We start from the raw sequence: 18,831 nt of genomic DNA, 5'->3' as shown, positions 1-18,831 counted from the left end.
GACATAAGAATATGAGCTACCAAGAAAAAAATGCGATGTCACCAATTATCGATGCTTTAGTGCCAATGGTGGTAGAGCAAACCTCACGCGGTGAGCGTTCTTACGATATTTATTCTCGATTATTAAAAGAGCGAGTTATTTTTCTTACCGGTCAGGTAGAAGATCATATGGCTAATCTGGTGACTGCCCAGTTACTTTTCCTTGAATCTGAAAATCCAGATAAAGATATTTTCCTGTACATTAACTCTCCTGGTGGAAGTGTCACAGCAGGCATGTCAATTTATGATACTATGCAGTATATCAAACCTGATGTTAGTACAGTGTGTATGGGGCAGGCGTGTTCTATGGGGGCGTTTTTATTAGCAGGTGGTGCTGCGGGTAAACGTTTCTCATTACCGAATTCCCGGGTAATGATTCACCAGCCACTGGGTGGATTTCAGGGACAGGCATCTGATATTCAGATTCATGCTCAGGAAATACTGAGCATTAAGCAAAAGCTGAATAAATTGCTCGCAGAGCATACAGGTCAGCCATTGGAAGTTATTGAACGTGATACTGATCGTGATAACTTTATGTCAGCACAAGAAGCAGCTGATTATGGTTTGGTTGATGCTGTTTTAACTCATAGAGATGATAAATAGATTTGAAATAGAGTGACGCAATTTAGTTTGAATTGTTATAAACTCAGTGTATGAGTGTAAGCTAAGAGGTTAGCGGATGACAGATAAAAGCAAAGAGAACGGTAGTAGTAAACTGTTGTACTGTTCTTTCTGTGGCAAAAGCCAGCACGAAGTTCGCAAACTGATCGCAGGGCCATCAGTCTATATTTGTGACGAATGTGTCGATTTGTGTAATGACATCATTCGGGAAGAAATCAAAGATGTACTTCCTAAGAAAGAATCAACAGCGTTACCAACGCCAAGAGAGATTCGGGAGCATCTGGACGATTATGTGATTGGCCAAGATCATGCGAAAAAAGTGCTCGCAGTTGCTGTTTATAATCACTATAAGCGGTTGCGGAATGGAGATAAAACGAGTGACGGAGTAGAGCTGGGTAAAAGTAATATTTTGCTTATTGGTCCTACTGGTAGTGGTAAAACGCTGCTTGCAGAGACTCTTGCCCGTTTTCTTGATGTCCCGTTTACCATGGCCGATGCGACAACATTAACAGAAGCGGGTTATGTTGGTGAAGATGTTGAGAATATCATTCAGAAACTTCTTCAGAAGTGTGATTACGATGTTGCAAAAGCGGAACGTGGTATCGTCTATATTGATGAAATAGATAAGATTTCTCGCAAATCAGAGAATCCTTCTATTACACGAGATGTGTCTGGTGAAGGTGTTCAGCAGGCGTTGCTTAAATTAATTGAAGGAACGGTTGCCTCTGTTCCGCCGCAAGGTGGTCGTAAGCACCCACAACAAGAATTCTTACAGGTCGATACGTCTAAGATATTGTTTGTTTGTGGTGGGGCGTTTGCCGGTCTGGACAAAGTGATTGATCAACGTGTTGCAACTGGTACAGGTATTGGCTTCGGTGCGGAGGTTCGGTCCAGAGCAGAATCAAAGACTATCGGTGAACTCTTTAGTAAGGTAGAACCGGAAGACTTGGTGAAATATGGATTAATCCCAGAATTCATTGGGCGTTTACCGGTAACGGCAACGTTAACGGAACTGGATCAAGATGCTTTAATTCAGATTTTGTGTGAGCCAAAAAATGCGTTGACGAAACAGTATGCGGCATTATTTGAGCTTGAAGATGCAGAATTAGAATTCAGAGAAGATGCGCTAAAAGCCATTGCTCAAAAAGCCATGGAACGGAAAACCGGTGCACGGGGGCTACGTTCCATTCTGGAAGGTGTTCTTCTTGAAACTATGTATGAGTTGCCTTCTGTTGAAAACGTAAGCAAAGTGGTCATTGATGAAACCGTTATCAATGGTGAATCAAAACCACTTCTTATATACTCAGGCAATGAAAGTCAGGCCGCTGGTGCTGAATAGTTGTACAAAAATTTATTAAGGAGGAATTAATTTCCTCCTTTTTTCATTCTTTCATTGAATCCAGTTAGTTAGCCCCCATATACTTCGATATATACTTAAAGCGGATGAGAGAAGCATATGAACTTGGAACGTTCCGAGCGTATAGAGATTCCCGTATTACCTTTGCGCGATGTAGTGGTTTACCCACACATGGTTATTCCGTTGTTTGTAGGTAGAGAAAAATCCATTCAATGCCTTGAGGCGGCGATGGAAGAAAATAAACAAATCTTATTAGTCGCTCAGAAGCAGGCTGATACAGATGAACCCATAATGGACGATTTATACGATGTGGGTACGATTGCTACTATCTTACAGCTACTGAAATTACCGGATGGCACCGTAAAAGTATTAGTAGAGGGTCAACAGCGCGCCAAAATTGAATCGTTTATTGAAAATGATTTCTTCCTTGCAAATGCACAGTATCTTGTTACTCCCGAGTTGGATGAAAAGGAACAGGAAGTTATTGTTCGCAGCGCCATCAGTCAGTTTGAAGGGTTTATCAAGCTTAATAAAAAGATCCCTCCAGAAGTTTTGACTTCTTTAAATGGGATCGACGAAGCTGCCCGTCTGGCGGACACGATTGCAGCTCACATGCCACTCAAATTGGTCGATAAGCAGAAAGTATTGGAAATTACTGATGTTACTGAACGTTTAGAGTTTCTGATGGGTCAGATGGAATCTGAGATTGATCTGCTGCAAGTTGAAAAACGCATTCGTAATCGTGTTAAAAAACAGATGGAAAAGTCTCAACGCGAGTACTATCTGAATGAACAGATGAAAGCGATTCAGAAAGAATTGGGTGAGATGGATGATGCACCTGATGAATTTGAAGCGTTAAAACAGAAGATTGAAGCTTCTAAGATGCCTAAAGAAGCGAAAGAAAAGACCGAGCAGGAATTGCAAAAGCTGAAAATGATGTCGCCGATGTCAGCGGAAGCGACGGTTGTTCGTGGATATATTGACTGGATGGTTAATGTGCCATGGTACAAACGGTCTAAAGTTAAAAAAGATTTGACTAAGGCTGAGGATATTCTAAATGCCGATCACTATGGCCTTGAGCGGGTTAAAGAGCGTATTTTGGAATATCTCGCGGTTCAAACCCGGATCAGTAAACTAAAAGGGCCTATTTTGTGTTTAGTTGGTCCCCCAGGGGTTGGTAAGACATCACTGGGTCGTTCTATCGCCGCTGCTACGGGGCGACAATACACCCGTATGGCATTGGGTGGGGTACGTGACGAAGCTGAAATCCGTGGTCACAGACGAACTTATATAGGTTCCATGCCTGGTAAGCTTATCCAGAAAATGTCTAAAGTCGGGGTGAAAAACCCATTATTCCTGCTGGATGAGATCGATAAGATGTCATCGGATATGAGAGGCGATCCGGCATCCGCATTGTTGGAGGTTCTTGACCCTGAGCAGAATAATTCATTTAACGACCATTATCTGGAAGTTGACTATGATTTATCCGATGTGATGTTTGTAGCGACATCAAATTCGATGAATATACCTGGTCCGCTTCTTGACCGTATGGAAGTGATTCGTTTGTCTGGGTATACCGAAGATGAAAAACTGAATATAGCCAAACGACATCTTGTGACAAAACAAATTAAGCGTAATGGATTAAAAGAGTCTGAAATTGAAATTGAAGATTCTGCGATAGTCGGCATTATCCGTTATTACACAAGGGAAGCTGGTGTTCGTGGATTGGAACGGGAAATTTCTAAAATGTGCCGTAAAGCAGTGAAGAAAATCCTGCTTAATAAAGGTAAAGAAAATCAGGTTGTTGTGATAAATCAGGATAATCTGAAAGAATTTCTTGGTGTTCAGCGTTTTGATTATGGTAAAGCTGAAGACAGTAATCGTATTGGTCAGGTTACCGGTCTGGCCTGGACAGAAGTCGGTGGTGATTTACTGACGATTGAAACTCAGTCCATGTTTGGTAAAGGTAAGCTCATTCAGACGGGCTCATTAGGTGATGTCATGCAAGAGTCTATTCAGGCTGCAATGACGGTGGTTCGTTCCCGTGCCGGAAAACTTGGTATTAATGAAGATTTCCACGAAAAACGTGATATACACGTTCACGTACCGGAAGGTGCCACTCCGAAAGATGGACCAAGTGCCGGTATTGCGATGTGTACGGCTTTAGTTTCTAGCCTGACAGGAAATCCGGTTAAAGCTGAAGTGGCTATGACCGGTGAAATTACGCTTCGTGGTGAAGTATTACCGATTGGTGGACTGAAAGAAAAATTACTTGCTGCTCATCGTGGTGGCGTAAAAACGGTATTGATACCAAAAGATAATGAGAGAGATTTAGAAGAGATCCCTCAGAATGTTATCGCTGACCTGGATGTGATACCGGTTCAATGGATTGACGACGTTTTGAAAATAGCGCTGGAGAGAGATCCATCAGGAATTGAGTTTGCATCTCAAAAATAGTGATTTACAGCAAAAATAACCAAAACTTTACGCTGATTAGTCGAAAAAGGCTTGTCAGCGTTTTTTTTGGACGCTAACTTTAGCGACTGCGGTTGAAAGCTTGTTATGGCAGGCTTTGAGCTCATATTTAATACATTAATGGAACTATTAGGCACCTTAAAAAATAATAACAGGTTGCCAAAGGGGTATAACAGTGAATAAAACACAATTAGTAGAACAAATTGCAGAAAATGCAGATATTTCTAAAGCTTCAGCTGGCCGAGCTCTTGATGCATTTATTGAAGCTGTTGGTGGTGCACTTCAGGCTGATGATCAGGTTGCGCTTGTTGGTTTCGGTACTTTTAGTGTACGTACCAGAGCTGCTCGTACCGGGCGTAATCCCAAAACGGGTGAAGAGATTCAAATTGCGGAAGCAAAAGTACCTGCATTCAAAGCTGGTAAAGCGTTGAAAGATGCATGTAATCAATAATTCGCTAAAAATTGGATAAATTTATATCGAACCATTTGAAAAAATGCGCATCTTGGTGATGCGCATTTCTTTTTTCTGTTATTATCCTTTACCTTAATCACTTTAATATCGCTTTCAGTTCGGAGAGTAGTCAAATTATGATGGATCGGTTACGCGAGGGCGCTAATAGCATCGCGATAAAAATTATCTTGGGAATCATTATCCTGTCGTTTGTGTTTGCTGGTGTAAGTAGTTACTTAGTCAGTGGTAGTAATAACGCAGCGGCAAAAGTGGGTGGGGTAAAAATCAGTCGAACTGAATTTGAGCAAGCATACCAAAATGAAAGAAATCGTATGCAAACTCAGCTTGGAGATTATTTTTCGAACCGTCTTGCCGATCCCGGTTACGTCGCTTCGTTACGTCAGTCTGTATTAAACCGAATGATTAACGACGTTCTGATAGAACAACATGCTAATTCTCTCGGGTTGAGGGTCAGTGATGCTCAGGTAAGCAAGGAGATACTGGATATCCCTCAATTTCAGTCAAAAGGTAAGTTTGATCAAGATATTTATAAAAATGCACTAGCGAGAGCCGGTTTTACACCAGACTCTTTTGCATCCTATATCCGTAATAACTTGCTGCGTGATCAGCTGTTACAAGCGGTTCAGCGTAGTGAGTTTGCATTGAAAAATGAATCTGAGTCGCAGGCGGCGTTAATTGCCCAGAAGAGAACGATTAGGACGATTACATTGGATGTAAACGAATTTGCGAAAAAAGTGGTGTTGAATGAGGATGAAATTAAGACGTTTTATAACCAGCATAAAGAGGACTTTACCCGTCCTGAACAGTTAAAACTGTCTTACATTGAGCTTTCTGCGGCCAAATTAAAAAATAGTATTGCTGTTAGCGATAAAACTGCCAAAGATTATTATCAACAGCATCTTGATCAGTACTCAACAAAAGATCAGCGTGAAGTAAGCCATATTCTTATCAAAGGTGATGATAAGAAAACAGCAGAAGCTGTACTGAAAGAAATTCAGGATGGTGCGAACTTTGCGGATGTCGCAAAAAAACGCTCTCAGGATCCTGCCAGCGCCAGCAAAGGTGGTAATCTGGGTTGGATCGAAAAAGGGGTTATGGACCCGGCTTTTGAGAAAGGTGCGTTTAGTTTGAAACACGTTGGTGATATGACAGGCTTAGTGAAATCCAGTTTTGGCTATCATATTATCAAACTGGATGCGCTTAAAAAGGCCCAGGCAAAACCGTTTGCACAGGTCAAAGACGAAGTCGTTGAGAGTATTAAACAGGAAAAAGCGGTTGATAAGTTCTACTCTTTGCAGAATGAGCTGGAAAAGGTAGCGTTTGAAAGTCCGGACTCTCTTGACCCATCCGCTGAAAAAATTCATGGTAAGGTGATTCATACCGATTACGTTTCTTTGGACAATCTGCCAAAAATTTTATCGTCGGCTTCTGTGAAAGAGGCAATCAATCACGATGAAGTGAAAAGTGAAGGGTTGAACTCATCTGTTATTGAGGTTGCACCGGAAGATGTTGTGGTTGTTCGTGTGGACGATGTTCGCCCTGAAGCGGTTTTACCACTTGGTGACGTCAAGGATAGCGTGAAAACTAAATTAGCACAGGATAAAGCACAGGATCAGGCGAAAGCTCTGGCAGAGAAAGTGATAAAATCACTTAGCAAAGGAGATACATCAGTTCTCAAAGGAAATAATCTCGATTTTAGTGCTAAAGAAGTTGTGGATAGAAATTCACCTCTGGCTAATGCAGTTTTTGAAATGAAAAAACCAGAGAAAAATAAAGTCATATACCGTCAGACTTCTGATCAAAAAGGCGATGTTGTTATTGTCGAATTGAGCAAAGTTGAATCTCATCCTCAGGAAAGCCTGGTTCATCAGGTCAGGATTCAACTAAACAGACTAAATCAGCAACAGGACTTATCTGGCATTCTTAGCGTTTTACGTAGTAATGCTAAAATAGAGTCTTATATTGCGACAAAGTAAGCAGTTTTCTGAAATAGTACTGTTTATTCCTGCGGGCCGTTTTTACGGTCCGTTGTCTTTTCTGTATCACATTAGTTTTTTTTAGCTTCGATCCTGTTTAATACCTCTGTCCAATTGTTATAGGAGGTATTTCATGTCTTTGAAAAAATTGATTGTAATGGTTCTTTTCTCACTATTCACAGCGGTGTCGGTCCAGGCGACTGAATCACCGGTAAAAAGTGAATCCATTTCTAAATCAGAGTCTGTTCAGAAAAGTATTGAAAGTGTCAATATTAATAAGGCGAGTGCAGAAGAAATGTCCGATAAGTTAAAAGGTATCGGTCAGGCAAAAGCCAAAGCTATAGTTGATTATAGAAATATAAATGGTGCTTTTTCATCTGCTGAAGAGCTAACAAAGGTGAAAGGGATTGGTAAAGCGATATTAGAAAAGAATAAGGGCCGGATTTTATTGTAAAAGATCAGTGATAACAGTCTGATCTCATTTATTTTTGCAGAAATTGAGCGTGATGTTCAATTTCTGTTATTACCCTGTCTTAAATTCCCCCTTCGCTTAATATCAAGTGGTTCAATTGTCCTTATGCGATTATAATTCAGCGTTGAATCTTGTCGGAAATGATTTTCGAAAAATCAAAAAGTGGAGCGAGAAATGTCCTCGAGTACACCTGTTGTTACAGTAGATGGACCTAGTGGTGCCGGTAAAGGTACCCTTTGTATGTTATTAGCTAAGCAACTGGATTTCCAGTTGCTTGATTCTGGTGCGCTTTATCGGGTTTTAGCATTAGCGGCATTACATCATGGTGTCGATATTGAATCTGAAGATGCTTTGGTTCCATTGGCAACACATTTGGATGTCGAATTTATCGCAGAAGGTGAGTTGGTCAGAGTTATCTTAGAAGGTGAAGACGTTTCACTGGAACTAAGAAAAGAAAAAACGGGAATGGCCGCGTCAAAAGTTGCTGCGCTTCCAAGAGTGAGAGAAGCGTTGCTACGCCGTCAACGTTCCTTTGCCAAAGAAAAAGGACTGGTCGCAGATGGACGGGATATGGGAACGGTTGTTTTCCCTGAAGCTCAGGTAAAAATTTTTCTGGATGCCAGTGCTGAAGAAAGGGCAATCCGTCGTCTCAAACAGTTGCAAAATAAAGGGTTAGATGTTACCTTTGACGACCTTTTAAGCGAAATACAAGAACGAGATGATCGGGACCGAAATCGTCCTGTGGCGCCGCTAAGACCAGCTCAAGATGCGCTTGTCTTAGATTCGACACATCTATCAATCGACGAAGTTCTTGAAAGTGCGCTAAAATATACGAAATCAAGGCTTGCCGGTAAGTGAACCTGTAAGTTTGGAGCGTTAGCCGCAAGGATGATGGCTGGCGAAATTCATAACCCCACGTGGTAGGATGCCCGTGGTTGTTTATATATATTGTGAAGATTAATTAAATGACTGAATCTTTTGCTCAACTCTTTGAAGAGTTTCTAAATGAGACTGAATTCCAGGCTGGTACTATTGTTAAAGGTACTGTAGTTGCAATCGAGAACGGCTTTGTTCTTGTTGACGCTGGTCTAAAATCTGAATCTGCAATCCCTGCTGAGCAGTTCAAGAACGCTGCAGGCGAACTTGAAGTTGAAGTTGGTTCTGAAGTAGACGTAGCGTTAGACGCAGTAGAAGACGGTTTTGGTGAAACTCAGCTTTCTCGTGAGAAAGCAAAACGTCACGAAGCTTGGATCGTTCTTGAGAAAGCATACGAGGAAGCTGAAACTGTTGTTGGTATCATCAATGGTAAAGTTAAAGGCGGTTTCACTGTTGAACTAAACGGTATCCGTGCATTCCTTCCTGGTTCTCTGGTAGACGTACGTCCTATCCGTGATACAGCTCATCTGGAAAACAAAGAGCTAGAGTTCAAAGTTATCAAGCTAGACCAAAAACGTAACAACGTTGTTGTTTCTCGTCGTGCAGTTATCGAGTCTGAAAACAGTGTTGAACGTGATGAGCTTCTTGAAACACTACAAGAAGGTACTGAAGTTAAAGGTATCGTTAAGAACCTTACTGATTATGGTGCGTTCGTTGATCTTGGTGGTGTTGATGGTCTTCTGCACATCCCTGATATGGCTTGGAAACGTGTTAAACATCCATCTGAGATCGTTAACGTTGGTGATGAAATCCTGGTTAAAGTTCTTAAATTCGACCGTGAGCGTACTCGTGTATCTCTGGGTCTGAAACAGTTGGGTGAAGATCCATGGGTAGCTATTGCTAAACGTTACCCTGAAGGTCACAAACTAACAGGTCGTGTAACTAACCTGACTGACTACGGCTGCTTCGTTGAAATCGAAGAAGGTGTTGAAGGTCTTGTTCACGTTTCAGAAATGGATTGGACTAACAAGAACATCCACCCATCTAAAGTTGTTAATGTTGGCGACGAAGTTGAGGTTATGGTTCTTGATATTGACGAAGAACGTCGTCGTATTTCTCTGGGTCTGAAACAGTGTAAAGCTAACCCATGGCAAGAATTCGCTGAAGCGCAAGCGAAAGGCGATAAAGTAACAGGTAAGATCAAGTCTATTACTGACTTCGGTATCTTCATCGGCCTTGAAGGTGGAATCGACGGTCTTGTTCACTTATCTGATATCTCTTGGAATGTACCTGGAGAAGAAGCGGTTCGTGAATACAAGAAAGGCGACGAAATCTCTGCTGTTGTTCTTGCTGTTGATGCAGAGCGTGAGCGTATTTCTCTTGGCGTTAAGCAAATGGAAAACGACCCATTCAATGCATATGTTGCTGATAACAAAAAAGGTGCTCTAGTTAACGGTACTGTTACTGCAGTTGATGCGAAAGGTGCTACAATTGAACTAGTAGATGGTGTTGAAGGTTACATTCGTGCATCTGAAGTATCTCGTGACCGTGTTGAAGACGCATCTCTGATCCTGAGTGAAGGTGATAAAGTTGAAGCGAAATTTACTGGTGTTGACCGTAAGAATCGCGTAATCAACCTATCAATTAAAGCTAAGGATGAAGCTGAAGAGCAAGAAGCAATGGCTTCGCTGAACAAGCAAGATGAAGGCGCGTTCGGTAATGCTATGGCTGATGCATTCAAGGCTGCTAAAGGCGAGTAATTACAATCGCTGGAAAGGGAGCCGTCAGGCTCCTTTTTTTTCGCGGAGATACCAATATCGATATTTTAATTGATGAGAGGGAAACTATGACTAAATCCGAACTAATCGAGAGATTGTGTGCTGAGCAGACTCATCTGTCAGCAAAAGAGATCGAAGATGCAGTGAAAGATATTCTTGAACATATGGCTTCTTCTTTAGAAAGTGGAGACAGAATAGAGATTCGTGGTTTTGGTAGTTTCTCTTTGCATTTTCGTGAGCCTCGTGTTGGACGTAACCCAAAAACAGGTGAAAAGGTGGAGCTTGAAGGTAAGTATGTTCCTCATTTTAAACCTGGAAAAGAATTACGGGAACGTGTAAATAGCGAAATTTAATGTCTTATTGGTTTTTAAAAAGGCGGCTAATCTAATTTGATTGCCGCCTTTTTAGCTATACATTATTTAATTTTAAGCATGGTTTCGAACGTTATTTTACTGCATAATCAATGGAGCCAATAACTACAAGGGTTTTCTACACATGAAAGCAATAAAAATTATTCTCCTATTGATTTTATTCGTTATCGCTTTAGCACTTGGAGCCCAAAACCAGGTGTCTGTTGAATTTAATTATCTAATAGCAAAGGGTGAGTTTCATCTGGCTTGGTTATTAGGAAGCGTGTTTGTTTTAGGATTTGTTATATCGTGGCTTATCTTTGGTAGTTTGCACATAAAAGCGAATCTTAAAGCTCGCCGTTTGACAAAAAAACTAAAGCAATATGAAAGTACTACCGTTGCTAAAGCATAAATAGAAGAGTCAGTCGTCTACTAGGTCAATTAGTTAATGTTAGAAATTTTATTCCTGTTGTTACCTATTGCAGCCGCATATGGTTGGTACATGGGGAACAGAAGTGCACAACAGGATAAACAAAAGCAGTCTCATCAACTGTCGCGTCAATACGTGGCTGGTTTAAATATGCTGCTTTCGGATCAATCTGATAAGGCTGTTGACCATTTCATTGAGTTACTCCAGGTCGATAACGAAACCATTGATACTCATCTTGCTTTGGGGAATCTGTTTCGTTCCCGTGGCGAAGTTGATCGGGCCATTCGGATTCACCAAAACCTTATATCCCGGACAGGTCAGAGCGTAGAACAAAAATGCTTAGCTCTGCAGCAGTTAGCGAAAGATTATATGGTTGCCGGTTTTCTGGATCGGGCCGAAAAAATTTTTGAACAACTGATGGATGAGCCTGACTTAAGAGAATCTGCCTTAACGCAACTTGTTATTATTTACCAGCAAACCAGAGAATGGACAAAAGCCATCGAATGTGCTCAGTCTTTGGTTCGTCTGGGCAAGAAAAAAATGCGTTCTACTATCGCTCATTTCTACTGTGAACTGGCTGCCGATGCTAATTCTGTTAGGGAAGAAAGTCGCGCAATTAATTTGTATAAGAAAGCACTGTCTGAAGACAATGCCTGTGTCAGGGCAAGTATTGAGTTAGGTAAACTGTATTTGGAAAAATCGGACTATAAGCAAACAATCAAATATTTGACAGCCGTTTTACAACAGGATGTTGATTTTATATCAGAAGTTCTGCCGACGTTGGCCGATTGTTACTATCATCTGGGACAGGAGCAGGAACTGGTCGATTTTTTAAGAGAATGCATTCAGCACAAAGCGGGTGCTACCGCCGAGTTGATGCTTTCCAATATGGTTGCAAAGCATGAAAATACAGGAGAAGCTTTGGAGCTTATGACCCGGCAGCTGATAAAAAACCCAACAATGAAAGGCTTTTATCGGTTAATGGATTATCACTTATCAGAAGCAGAAGACGGGCAGGCAAAGGAAAGTTTAACCGCCCTTCAGGTTTTGGTTGGTGAACAGTTAAAAGTAAAACCTCACTATCGTTGCAGGCAGTGTGGTTTTTCTACTCATTCGCTTTATTGGCATTGTCCTTCCTGTAAAGGGTGGGGAACGATTAAACCCATCAGAGGGCTTGATGGCGAATAATAATGACAGAAAATTATTAGTTTATTAAAAATTTGGGATTTATCAGGAGTAATAATGAACGACCCAAAAGTGATCGTTGCGCTGGACTACGATAATCAGGAAGAAGCATTGGCATTTGTTGATCGTATCGAGCCATCCTCATGCCGTTTGAAAGTTGGAAAAGAGATGTTTACTCTGTTTGGTCCTGAATTTGTCCGTTCTCTTCATCATCGGGGGTTTGAAGTATTTCTGGATCTTAAGTTTCATGACATTCCAAATACATGCGCTAAAGCGGTAAAAGCTGCTGCAGAGCTTGGCGTCTGGATGGTGAATGTGCACGCCAGTGGCGGCTCACGTATGATGCAGGCTGCGAGAGAAATCCTTGAGCCTTATGGTGATAGTAAACCAGTCTTAATTGGTGTGACAGTTTTAACCAGTATGGAAAAAACGGATTTATCAGGTATTGGTATTGATGATGAACCCCAAAATCAGGTGAAAAAATTGGCTTCTCTGACAAAAGATTCCGGGTTGGATGGCGTGGTGTGTTCTGCTCAGGAGGCAACAATATTAAAAGAAATGTTGGGCAAAGAATTCAAACTCATTACTCCAGGGATTCGCCCGGCAGGTTCAGATGCAGGGGATCAGAGGAGGATTATGACGCCAATTGAAGCCGTAAAGGCTGGTGCTGATTATTTAGTTATAGGTCGTCCAATTACTCAGGCTTCGGACCCTGAAGCAGTACTTAAACGTATTAATCAGTCTCTGCAAGATTAATAAAGTAACCGCATTTTCAGATGCGGTTACTTAATCCTAACAGCAATTTACCATTTTTTCTTCTCGCCAAAGAGCGCTTCCATATCGCTGTCCCTTTCATTTTCGGCTTTAATGTGCTCTTTTTGATCGCCTTCAGCTTTCGCTTGTCTTTTCTTCTCTAGGTCATCGAACATTTCTTGGAGTTTCCCCCGAGCCTGATTTGAATAAGCGTCGTTTTTACTGCTTAACACTTCGATGCCTCTTTTTAGTAGCTGAATTGCCGTTCCCGGTTGTCCTTTACTGATAGATTCGTTAGCACGTTTAATGACATTCTCTATGTTAATCCGAATCTGAATACCTTCCAGTCGGGCATTTTCGGCAACATAACTCTGGGTCTCAAAGCGGCCTTTGTTGTGTTCGCTTCTGATGGTATCTCTGAGTCGCTTGACCAATTTTAGCATCACAATCGCTTGTTTATCATTGGTCGGTGACTTGAACGTTGTGCTTTCGTTGTCGCTCGCTTTTTTTAGAGAGGCAACCTGATTGGACACATCTTCAATTCGTTGGGTCAGAGATTTATTTTTGGGGTCAAGAGAATACATATTTTGTAATGCGTCAAGTATTCGGGTATTTAAGCAGACTAACAGACTTTTGCTAAACGGAATATGATGAGCATTTCCGATTAGGTCTTCTGTTGCATCAATGATAGCAACATATTTGGCGATTTCTTGTTTTTTTGCTGCGTCTGATTTTGCTTTAGACTGCAGCATTATATTGTAGCCCAGTACTAAAACAAGGAGTATGGCTATTAACGCAATTATTAACCCAATATTCATATCAACAATATCTAAATCCTAACTGAATTCATTATGTACATTGTACACATGACCATTTTCAATAAACTAATAAAAATCAAAGTAAAACTAAAACTGATTGTGGCATAGTTTCACGACAAAACGACATTTAAATGCAAAAAAACCATCTAAAGTTAAATAACCTTCACAACTTGGCGACTTTGGGGCTTTGATTAAGCATTACTAGGTTTTATAAGTAATACATGATAATTCATCTGAAGCTATCTTACTAATGCCAATTAGCAAATGAGGTAAATAATGAAATTACAGCAGTTACGATACGTGGTTGAGGTAGTCAATCATCGTTTAAATGTCTCTGCAACTGCCGATAGTTTATATACGTCTCAGCCAGGAATAAGCAAACAGATTAGAATGCTGGAGGATGAATTAGGTGTGCAGATTTTTGAGCGAAGCGGTAAGCATTTGACCCAGTTAACCGAAGCGGGACAAGATATTGTGAATATTGCACATGATGTGCTGACCCGCACGGAAAGTATTAAATCGGTAGCTGAAGAACATATTCATCCGGAAGTGGGAAAATTATCAATATCAACAACACATACTCAAGCCAGATATGCGTTGCCCCAGACGATTAAAAGCTTTACGGAACGCTACCCAAAAGTGTCGCTTCATATGTATCAGGGTACCCCTAAGCAGATGTCTGAAGCAGTATCAAAAGGCATTGCTGATTTTGCGATTGCAACGGAAGACCTCCATCTGTATCAGGATGCTGTTATGTTACCCTGCTATCATTGGAATCGATCCATTGTTGTTCCTCATGGTCATCCGTTGACCCTTAGGGGAAAAATAACCATAGAAGATTTGGCATCTTATCCGTTAGTTACTTATGTATTTGGATTTACCGGCCGGTCTGAGTTGGAGAAAGCGTTTAGGCAAGTTGGATTGAATCCACGGGTCGCTTTTACAGCAACAGATGCCGATGTTATTAAAACCTATGTTAAACTTGGTATGGGAGTCGGTGTTATCTCCAGTATGGCAGTGGATCCGCTTGCTGATAAGGAATTGGTAGTGATAGATGCCAGTCATATTTTTGGTTCCAGTACAACTTGTATAGGTTTTCGGAGAGGCATTTTTTTAAGGTCTTATATGTATGATTTTATAGAGAAATTTGCACCTCATCTGACAAAGGCTGTTATAGAAGAAGCGATGTCTCTAAAATCCGGGACTGAAATAGAAGAAATGTTCAATGATATTGTTTTGCCTTTGCGATAGGCATATGGCATATAGACCGGCCCTAGTGATCTATTTTCCTATTTTTCTCCGGTGTAAATGTCTGGTCAAATAGAGTTTTCTGCTATAAATTAATAACATTATTGCTAATAGTGGTAAGTTACCCATATTATCTGTTACAGTTTCTGTAGCTATTAGATAGCTTTACTCTTGATTCATTGGTTAGTTTGTGGAAAATCAGGAGATGGATGTTGATAATTCACGATTATCTGTCCTTTTTAAGTAAGCTCATTCAACAGCCTAAGGTTATTTTACCTTTACAATCATTGTCTGCTTGCGCTTGTTTGTGTTTTGCAGTGGATAGGATTAACGGATGTACCCGAGGTGATTGTTCATCGTTTTACTTTGGATTATTCCCATTATCATCCTGACTCCTTTGTTTTTTTGGTTGTATTCACTGGATGTTTGGATAAGATAACGAATATATAACTGTAGTAATAATCTTGTAACTTGAGCTGATGTTACTAACAAGTTGTAATTGGATTTTGCAAGGAAGTAATAGTAATAAGGTGGAATAAAATGGCAGACAATTATAAAAAGCCGTCCAAGGATTTAGACCGTATTGACCGTAATATCTTAAATGAATTACAGAAAGATGGTCGGATTTCTAATGTTGAGTTATCAAAGCGCGTGGGGCTTTCTCCAACGCCATGTCTGGAGCGAGTTCGGCGTTTAGAGCGTCAGAATTATATTACTGGGTATACAGCATTGCTGAACCCTCAGTATTTAGACGCTTCTTTATTGGTCTTTGTTGAAATAACACTTAATCGTGGCGCGCCTGATGTATTTGAACAATTTAATACGGCAGTGCAAAAGTTAGATGATATTCAGGAATGTCATTTGGTATCGGGAGATTTTGATTATTTGTTGAAAACCCGGGTATCCGATATGAGTGCATACCGGAAATTATTGGGTGATACATTATTACGTCTGCCGGGAGTGAATGACACCCGGACTTACGTCGTCATGGAAGAAGTCAAACAAACCAACCAGCTGGTAATTAAAACCCGTTAAATGCTGGTTCGCTTTTTATTTGTGCTGCAGAACTTTTTCCTGATTCTGACGTAAGCCAATTGGGTTTTTCTGACCAATGTGGTTAAATTCTAAATATGATTCCGAGCGGCTATAGCCGCTCGGACTATTTTTACCCGACTTAGTGATAAAATAATAAAAACTAAGCCCAAATCAGGAACGTAAAAGTTGGTTATGTTCAAAGAGAACGAAAATAAGTTAGTTAATACGATTATCAAAACAAAACCTCAAGCAGACAACGTCTCTCGCCTTAATGGTATTCAAAGGTTACGTGAATGTGGCTTCATCTTCACAGTCTTAATATCTATCTTCTTTGCTATTTCTTTATTTACTTTTAGTCCGGCAGATCCGTCCTGGTCTCAGACTGCCTGGGGGGGACAGCTTCATAATGCCGGTGGGTTTATCGGAGCCTGGATTGGCGATACCTTATTTTTTTCATTTGGATTACTGGCATATCCTCTGCCTTTTTTAATTGTGCTGGGTGGATGGATTCTGCTCAGAAGTCGGTCTGAAGAAGAATTTATAGACTTTATGCTTTGGGGAACCCGGTTACTAGGTCTGTTTATTTTATTACTGACCAGCTGTGGTTTAGCCGATATCAATTTCGATGATCTCTGGTATTTTTCTTCTGGTGGTGTTGTTGGAGATGTCATTACCAGTCTTGCACTACCCACGTTTAACTTACTGGGATCAACGTTGATTTTACTTTTTTTCTGGGGGGCTGGTTTTACATTATTAACAGGTATTTCCTGGCTGAAGATTGTGGATGCTCTTGGTGAACAGGCAATAAAGCTGGTTTCTTTGTTGGTTAAAAAAATCCGGGGTCGGCGGGATGAAGATTTGTATTTACAAATTGATACTAGTCAGGCTGATTTATCGTTAGAGGAAAAAATTGCGGAAAAAGCTTCAGCAATGCAGCTTGAGAAAGAGAACGAAAAGGAAGTGGAAGATCTGCCGAGCAGCTTTGAGACAGAAGTGCAGAATGAACAGAGACGGTTTAGCATTCATATGCCGGACTTTACAAAATCTGATGAAGCGCTGACAGAATCTCGTTCTAAACAGCTTGATGTGACAATTGAAGAGCTGGAACAACATGCGATTGAAGAGGATGATTATGCTGAGCAGTTACCTTCAGTTAATAATATTGACGAAGCCAGCTCTGTAGCTGAGTATACAGGCACTGAAACTGAACCGGATTCTTCGGTAATTGATATTGATGATGAGGCTTATCCGACAATGTCCTCACTACCGGATGTTGATGATGAGACTGACGACAACGAAGAAGATAAAGATGTTGTCGCATTTCAGAATATTGTTGAAGAAGCTCAGCAAGCTAGTGTAGCTCAGCAGAACCCATTTCTCATCAGACCAACGGAGAGTTTACCAAAACCGACAGAGCCAATGCCAACGTTGGAGCTTCTTTATTCTCCTGAAACAAGAGAAAACTTTATTGATAAGCAGGCTCTTGAAGATATTGCCCGACTTGTTGAAGCCAAACTGGCGGACTACAAAATCCATGCAGAAGTGGTTGGTATTTATCCTGGCCCTGTTATTACCCGGTTTGAACTGGATCTTGCTCCCGGAGTGAAAGTCAGCCGGATTTCCGGCTTGTCCATGGATCTGGCTCGTTCGTTGTCCGCGGCTGCCGTTAGGGTTGTGGAAGTAATTCCGGGTAAACCTTATGTTGGTCTTGAATTACCGAATACAAGCCGACAGACCGTGTATTTATCGGATGTAATAAGCAGTGAGAAGTTTGTGAAATCCAAATCGCCGACAACGGTGGTTTTGGGGGAAGACATTGCAGGCGAAGCCGTTGTCGCCGATTTAGCTAAAATGCCTCACGTACTGGTTGCTGGTACAACCGGTTCTGGTAAATCAGTTGGTGTGAATGTCATGATTTTAAGTATGTTGTATAAATCAACGCCTGAAGACGTTCGTTTTATCATGATTGATCCTAAAATGTTAGAACTTTCTATATATGAGGGCATTCCTCATTTATTGTCAGAAGTTGTGACAGATATGAAGGATGCTTCCAATGCTTTACGTTGGTGTGTTGCTGAAATGGAGCGCCGCTATAAACTGATGTCGGTTGTTGGCGTTCGTAATGTCAAAGGCTTTAATGAAAAATTAAAAATGGCGGCTGAGGCGGGTCATCCAATTCATGATCCTCTCTGGAAAGAAGGGGATAGTATGGATGCTGAGCCACCGTTATTGGAAAAGCTGCCTTATATAGTGGTCATTGTCGATGAGTTTGCAGATTTGATGATGGTCGTGGGTAAGAAAGTGGAAGAGCTTATTGCCCGGTTAGCGCAAAAAGCCCGTGCGGCAGGAATACATTTGGTACTGGCAACGCAGAGGCCTTCTGTGGATGTCATTACCGGTTTGATTAAAGCGAATATTCCGACAAGGGTAGCATTTACTGTTTCTACAAAAACGGACTCGCGAACCATTCTTGATCAGGGTGGTGCAGAATCTCTGTTAGGGATGGGAGATATGTTGTATCTTCCTCCCGGCTCCAGTCATACAATTCGGGTACATGGTGCATTTGCCTCTGATGATGATGTGCATGCCGTTGTGAATAACTGGAAAGCGCGTGGTAAACCCAATTATATTAGTGAAATCACAAATGGAGATCAGGGGCCGGATGCACTTCTTCCCGGTGAAAAAATGGAAGAAGATGAAGATGTGGACCCACTATTTGATCAGGTTGTCGAATATATTGTTGAGAGCCGGCGGGGGTCTGTTTCTGGGGTTCAGAGGCGGTTTAAAATCGGTTACAACCGGGCTGCCAGAATTGTCGAGCAGTTGGAGGTTCAGGGTATTGTCAGTGCGCCCGGACATAATGGTAACCGGGAGGTTCTTGCTCCAGAACCTAACCGGCATAATAATTAGTGTCTAAACGAATAACTCATACTTGAAAGAATAGCCA

The 18,831-nt window shown here is 41.2% G+C and carries 16 protein-coding genes; 15 read left to right on the top strand and 1 reads right to left on the bottom strand.

The annotated features are described in order from the left end of the window. The first annotated feature begins 11 nt into the window (after positions 1-11). The 12 genes from clpP (at position 12) to pyrF (ending at position 12,786) form a co-directional block, all read left to right on the top strand. On the top strand, positions 12-641 hold the full coding sequence (gene clpP / locus LRQ06_RS02685) for an ATP-dependent Clp endopeptidase proteolytic subunit ClpP (protein ID WP_232764898.1): 630 nt from the start codon (positions 12-14) through the stop codon (positions 639-641). Between the two features lie 76 nt (positions 642-717). Further along, positions 718-1,998: an ATP-dependent protease ATP-binding subunit ClpX gene (clpX, locus tag LRQ06_RS02680; protein ID WP_232764897.1), complete on the top strand. Its 1,281-nt coding sequence runs from the start codon at positions 718-720 to the stop codon at positions 1,996-1,998. 117 nt (positions 1,999-2,115) lie between these two features. Beyond that, on the top strand, positions 2,116-4,473 hold the full coding sequence (gene lon / locus LRQ06_RS02675; RefSeq protein WP_232764896.1) for an endopeptidase La: 2,358 nt from the start codon (positions 2,116-2,118) through the stop codon (positions 4,471-4,473). Positions 4,474-4,666: 193 nt separating this feature from the next. After that, the gene (hbs, locus tag LRQ06_RS02670; protein WP_232764895.1) at positions 4,667-4,942 is read left to right on the top strand and encodes a non-specific DNA-binding protein Hbs; all 276 of its coding nucleotides are present in this window, start codon (positions 4,667-4,669) and stop codon (positions 4,940-4,942) included. Between the two features lie 137 nt (positions 4,943-5,079). Further along, positions 5,080-6,939 (top strand): peptidylprolyl isomerase, encoded by a 1,860-nt coding sequence (gene ppiD / locus LRQ06_RS02665; protein ID WP_232764894.1) that lies wholly within the window; start codon positions 5,080-5,082, stop codon positions 6,937-6,939. A gap of 133 nt (positions 6,940-7,072) precedes the next feature. Beyond that, positions 7,073-7,393 carry a ComEA family DNA-binding protein gene (locus LRQ06_RS02660; protein WP_232764893.1) on the top strand — a complete coding sequence of 107 codons (321 nt, stop codon included), beginning with the start codon at positions 7,073-7,075 and terminating at the stop codon, positions 7,391-7,393. 192 nt (positions 7,394-7,585) lie between these two features. Beyond that, positions 7,586-8,269 (top strand): (d)CMP kinase, encoded by a 684-nt coding sequence (gene cmk, locus LRQ06_RS02655; RefSeq protein WP_232764892.1) that lies wholly within the window; start codon positions 7,586-7,588, stop codon positions 8,267-8,269. Positions 8,270-8,376: 107 nt separating this feature from the next. Then, a complete protein-coding gene (gene rpsA, locus LRQ06_RS02650) occupies positions 8,377-10,047 on the top strand; it encodes a 30S ribosomal protein S1 (RefSeq protein ID WP_232764891.1) in 1,671 nt (556 codons plus the stop codon). A 68-nt stretch (positions 10,048-10,115) separates the two neighbouring features. Beyond that, on the top strand, positions 10,116-10,418 hold the full coding sequence (ihfB, locus tag LRQ06_RS02645) for an integration host factor subunit beta (RefSeq protein WP_308218817.1): 303 nt from the start codon (positions 10,116-10,118) through the stop codon (positions 10,416-10,418). Positions 10,419-10,560: 142 nt separating this feature from the next. Further along, positions 10,561-10,827, top strand: a complete 267-nt coding sequence (locus tag LRQ06_RS02640) for a LapA family protein (RefSeq protein WP_232764889.1) — start codon at positions 10,561-10,563, stop codon at positions 10,825-10,827. Positions 10,828-10,863: 36 nt separating this feature from the next. Then, positions 10,864-12,033, top strand: coding sequence for a lipopolysaccharide assembly protein LapB (gene lapB / locus LRQ06_RS02635; RefSeq protein WP_232764888.1), 1,170 nt, complete (start codon positions 10,864-10,866; stop codon positions 12,031-12,033). Between the two features lie 54 nt (positions 12,034-12,087). Next, the gene (gene pyrF, locus LRQ06_RS02630) at positions 12,088-12,786 is read left to right on the top strand and encodes an orotidine-5'-phosphate decarboxylase (protein WP_232764887.1); all 699 of its coding nucleotides are present in this window, start codon (positions 12,088-12,090) and stop codon (positions 12,784-12,786) included. A 47-nt stretch (positions 12,787-12,833) separates the two neighbouring features. On the opposite strand, the gene LRQ06_RS02625 is transcribed toward pyrF, so the two are convergent. Continuing rightward, entirely contained in the window at positions 12,834-13,601 is a 768-nt protein-coding gene (locus tag LRQ06_RS02625; RefSeq protein WP_232764886.1) for a DNA repair protein, read from the bottom strand. Between the two features lie 276 nt (positions 13,602-13,877). Here LRQ06_RS02625 and cysB point away from each other — a divergent pair, with 276 nt between their 5' ends. The 3 genes from cysB to LRQ06_RS02610 all read left to right on the top strand — a co-directional run bounded on the left by cysB (position 13,878) and on the right by LRQ06_RS02610 (position 18,794). Further along, the gene (cysB, locus tag LRQ06_RS02620; RefSeq protein ID WP_232764885.1) at positions 13,878-14,852 is read left to right on the top strand and encodes an HTH-type transcriptional regulator CysB; all 975 of its coding nucleotides are present in this window, start codon (positions 13,878-13,880) and stop codon (positions 14,850-14,852) included. 537 nt (positions 14,853-15,389) lie between these two features. Continuing rightward, the gene (lrp, locus tag LRQ06_RS02615) at positions 15,390-15,884 is read left to right on the top strand and encodes a leucine-responsive transcriptional regulator Lrp (RefSeq protein WP_232764884.1); all 495 of its coding nucleotides are present in this window, start codon (positions 15,390-15,392) and stop codon (positions 15,882-15,884) included. A gap of 192 nt (positions 15,885-16,076) precedes the next feature. Then, a complete protein-coding gene (locus tag LRQ06_RS02610) occupies positions 16,077-18,794 on the top strand; it encodes a DNA translocase FtsK 4TM domain-containing protein (protein ID WP_232764883.1) in 2,718 nt (905 codons plus the stop codon). The last annotated feature ends 37 nt before the right edge of the window (positions 18,795-18,831 follow it).

It is taken from the genome of Vibrio salinus, from assembly GCF_021272385.1.
GTDB lineage: Bacteria > Pseudomonadota > Gammaproteobacteria > Enterobacterales > Vibrionaceae > Vibrio > Vibrio salinus.
The sequence above is the reverse complement of the archived record's forward strand: the minus strand, read 5'-3'. Positions and strand labels throughout refer to the sequence as shown.

What these genes read in the sequence shown, in the direction of transcription:
- clpP (WP_232764898.1), top strand. Translation starts at nt 12, where the DNA reads ATGAGCTACCAAGAAAAAAATGCGATGTCACCAATTATCGATGCTTTA.
- clpX (WP_232764897.1), top strand. Translation starts at nt 718, where the DNA reads ATGACAGATAAAAGCAAAGAGAACGGTAGTAGTAAACTGTTGTACTGT.
- lon (WP_232764896.1), top strand. Translation starts at nt 2,116, where the DNA reads ATGAACTTGGAACGTTCCGAGCGTATAGAGATTCCCGTATTACCTTTG.
- ppiD (WP_232764894.1), top strand. Translation starts at nt 5,080, where the DNA reads ATGATGGATCGGTTACGCGAGGGCGCTAATAGCATCGCGATAAAAATT.
- LRQ06_RS02660 (WP_232764893.1), top strand. Translation starts at nt 7,073, where the DNA reads ATGTCTTTGAAAAAATTGATTGTAATGGTTCTTTTCTCACTATTCACA.
- cmk (WP_232764892.1), top strand. Translation starts at nt 7,586, where the DNA reads ATGTCCTCGAGTACACCTGTTGTTACAGTAGATGGACCTAGTGGTGCC.
- rpsA (WP_232764891.1), top strand. Translation starts at nt 8,377, where the DNA reads ATGACTGAATCTTTTGCTCAACTCTTTGAAGAGTTTCTAAATGAGACT.
- LRQ06_RS02640 (WP_232764889.1), top strand. Translation starts at nt 10,561, where the DNA reads ATGAAAGCAATAAAAATTATTCTCCTATTGATTTTATTCGTTATCGCT.
- lapB (WP_232764888.1), top strand. Translation starts at nt 10,864, where the DNA reads ATGTTAGAAATTTTATTCCTGTTGTTACCTATTGCAGCCGCATATGGT.
- pyrF (WP_232764887.1), top strand. Translation starts at nt 12,088, where the DNA reads ATGAACGACCCAAAAGTGATCGTTGCGCTGGACTACGATAATCAGGAA.
- LRQ06_RS02625 (WP_232764886.1), bottom strand. Translation starts at nt 13,601, where the DNA reads ATGAATATTGGGTTAATAATTGCGTTAATAGCCATACTCCTTGTTTTA.
- cysB (WP_232764885.1), top strand. Translation starts at nt 13,878, where the DNA reads ATGAAATTACAGCAGTTACGATACGTGGTTGAGGTAGTCAATCATCGT.
- lrp (WP_232764884.1), top strand. Translation starts at nt 15,390, where the DNA reads ATGGCAGACAATTATAAAAAGCCGTCCAAGGATTTAGACCGTATTGAC.
- LRQ06_RS02610 (WP_232764883.1), top strand. Translation starts at nt 16,077, where the DNA reads ATGTTCAAAGAGAACGAAAATAAGTTAGTTAATACGATTATCAAAACA.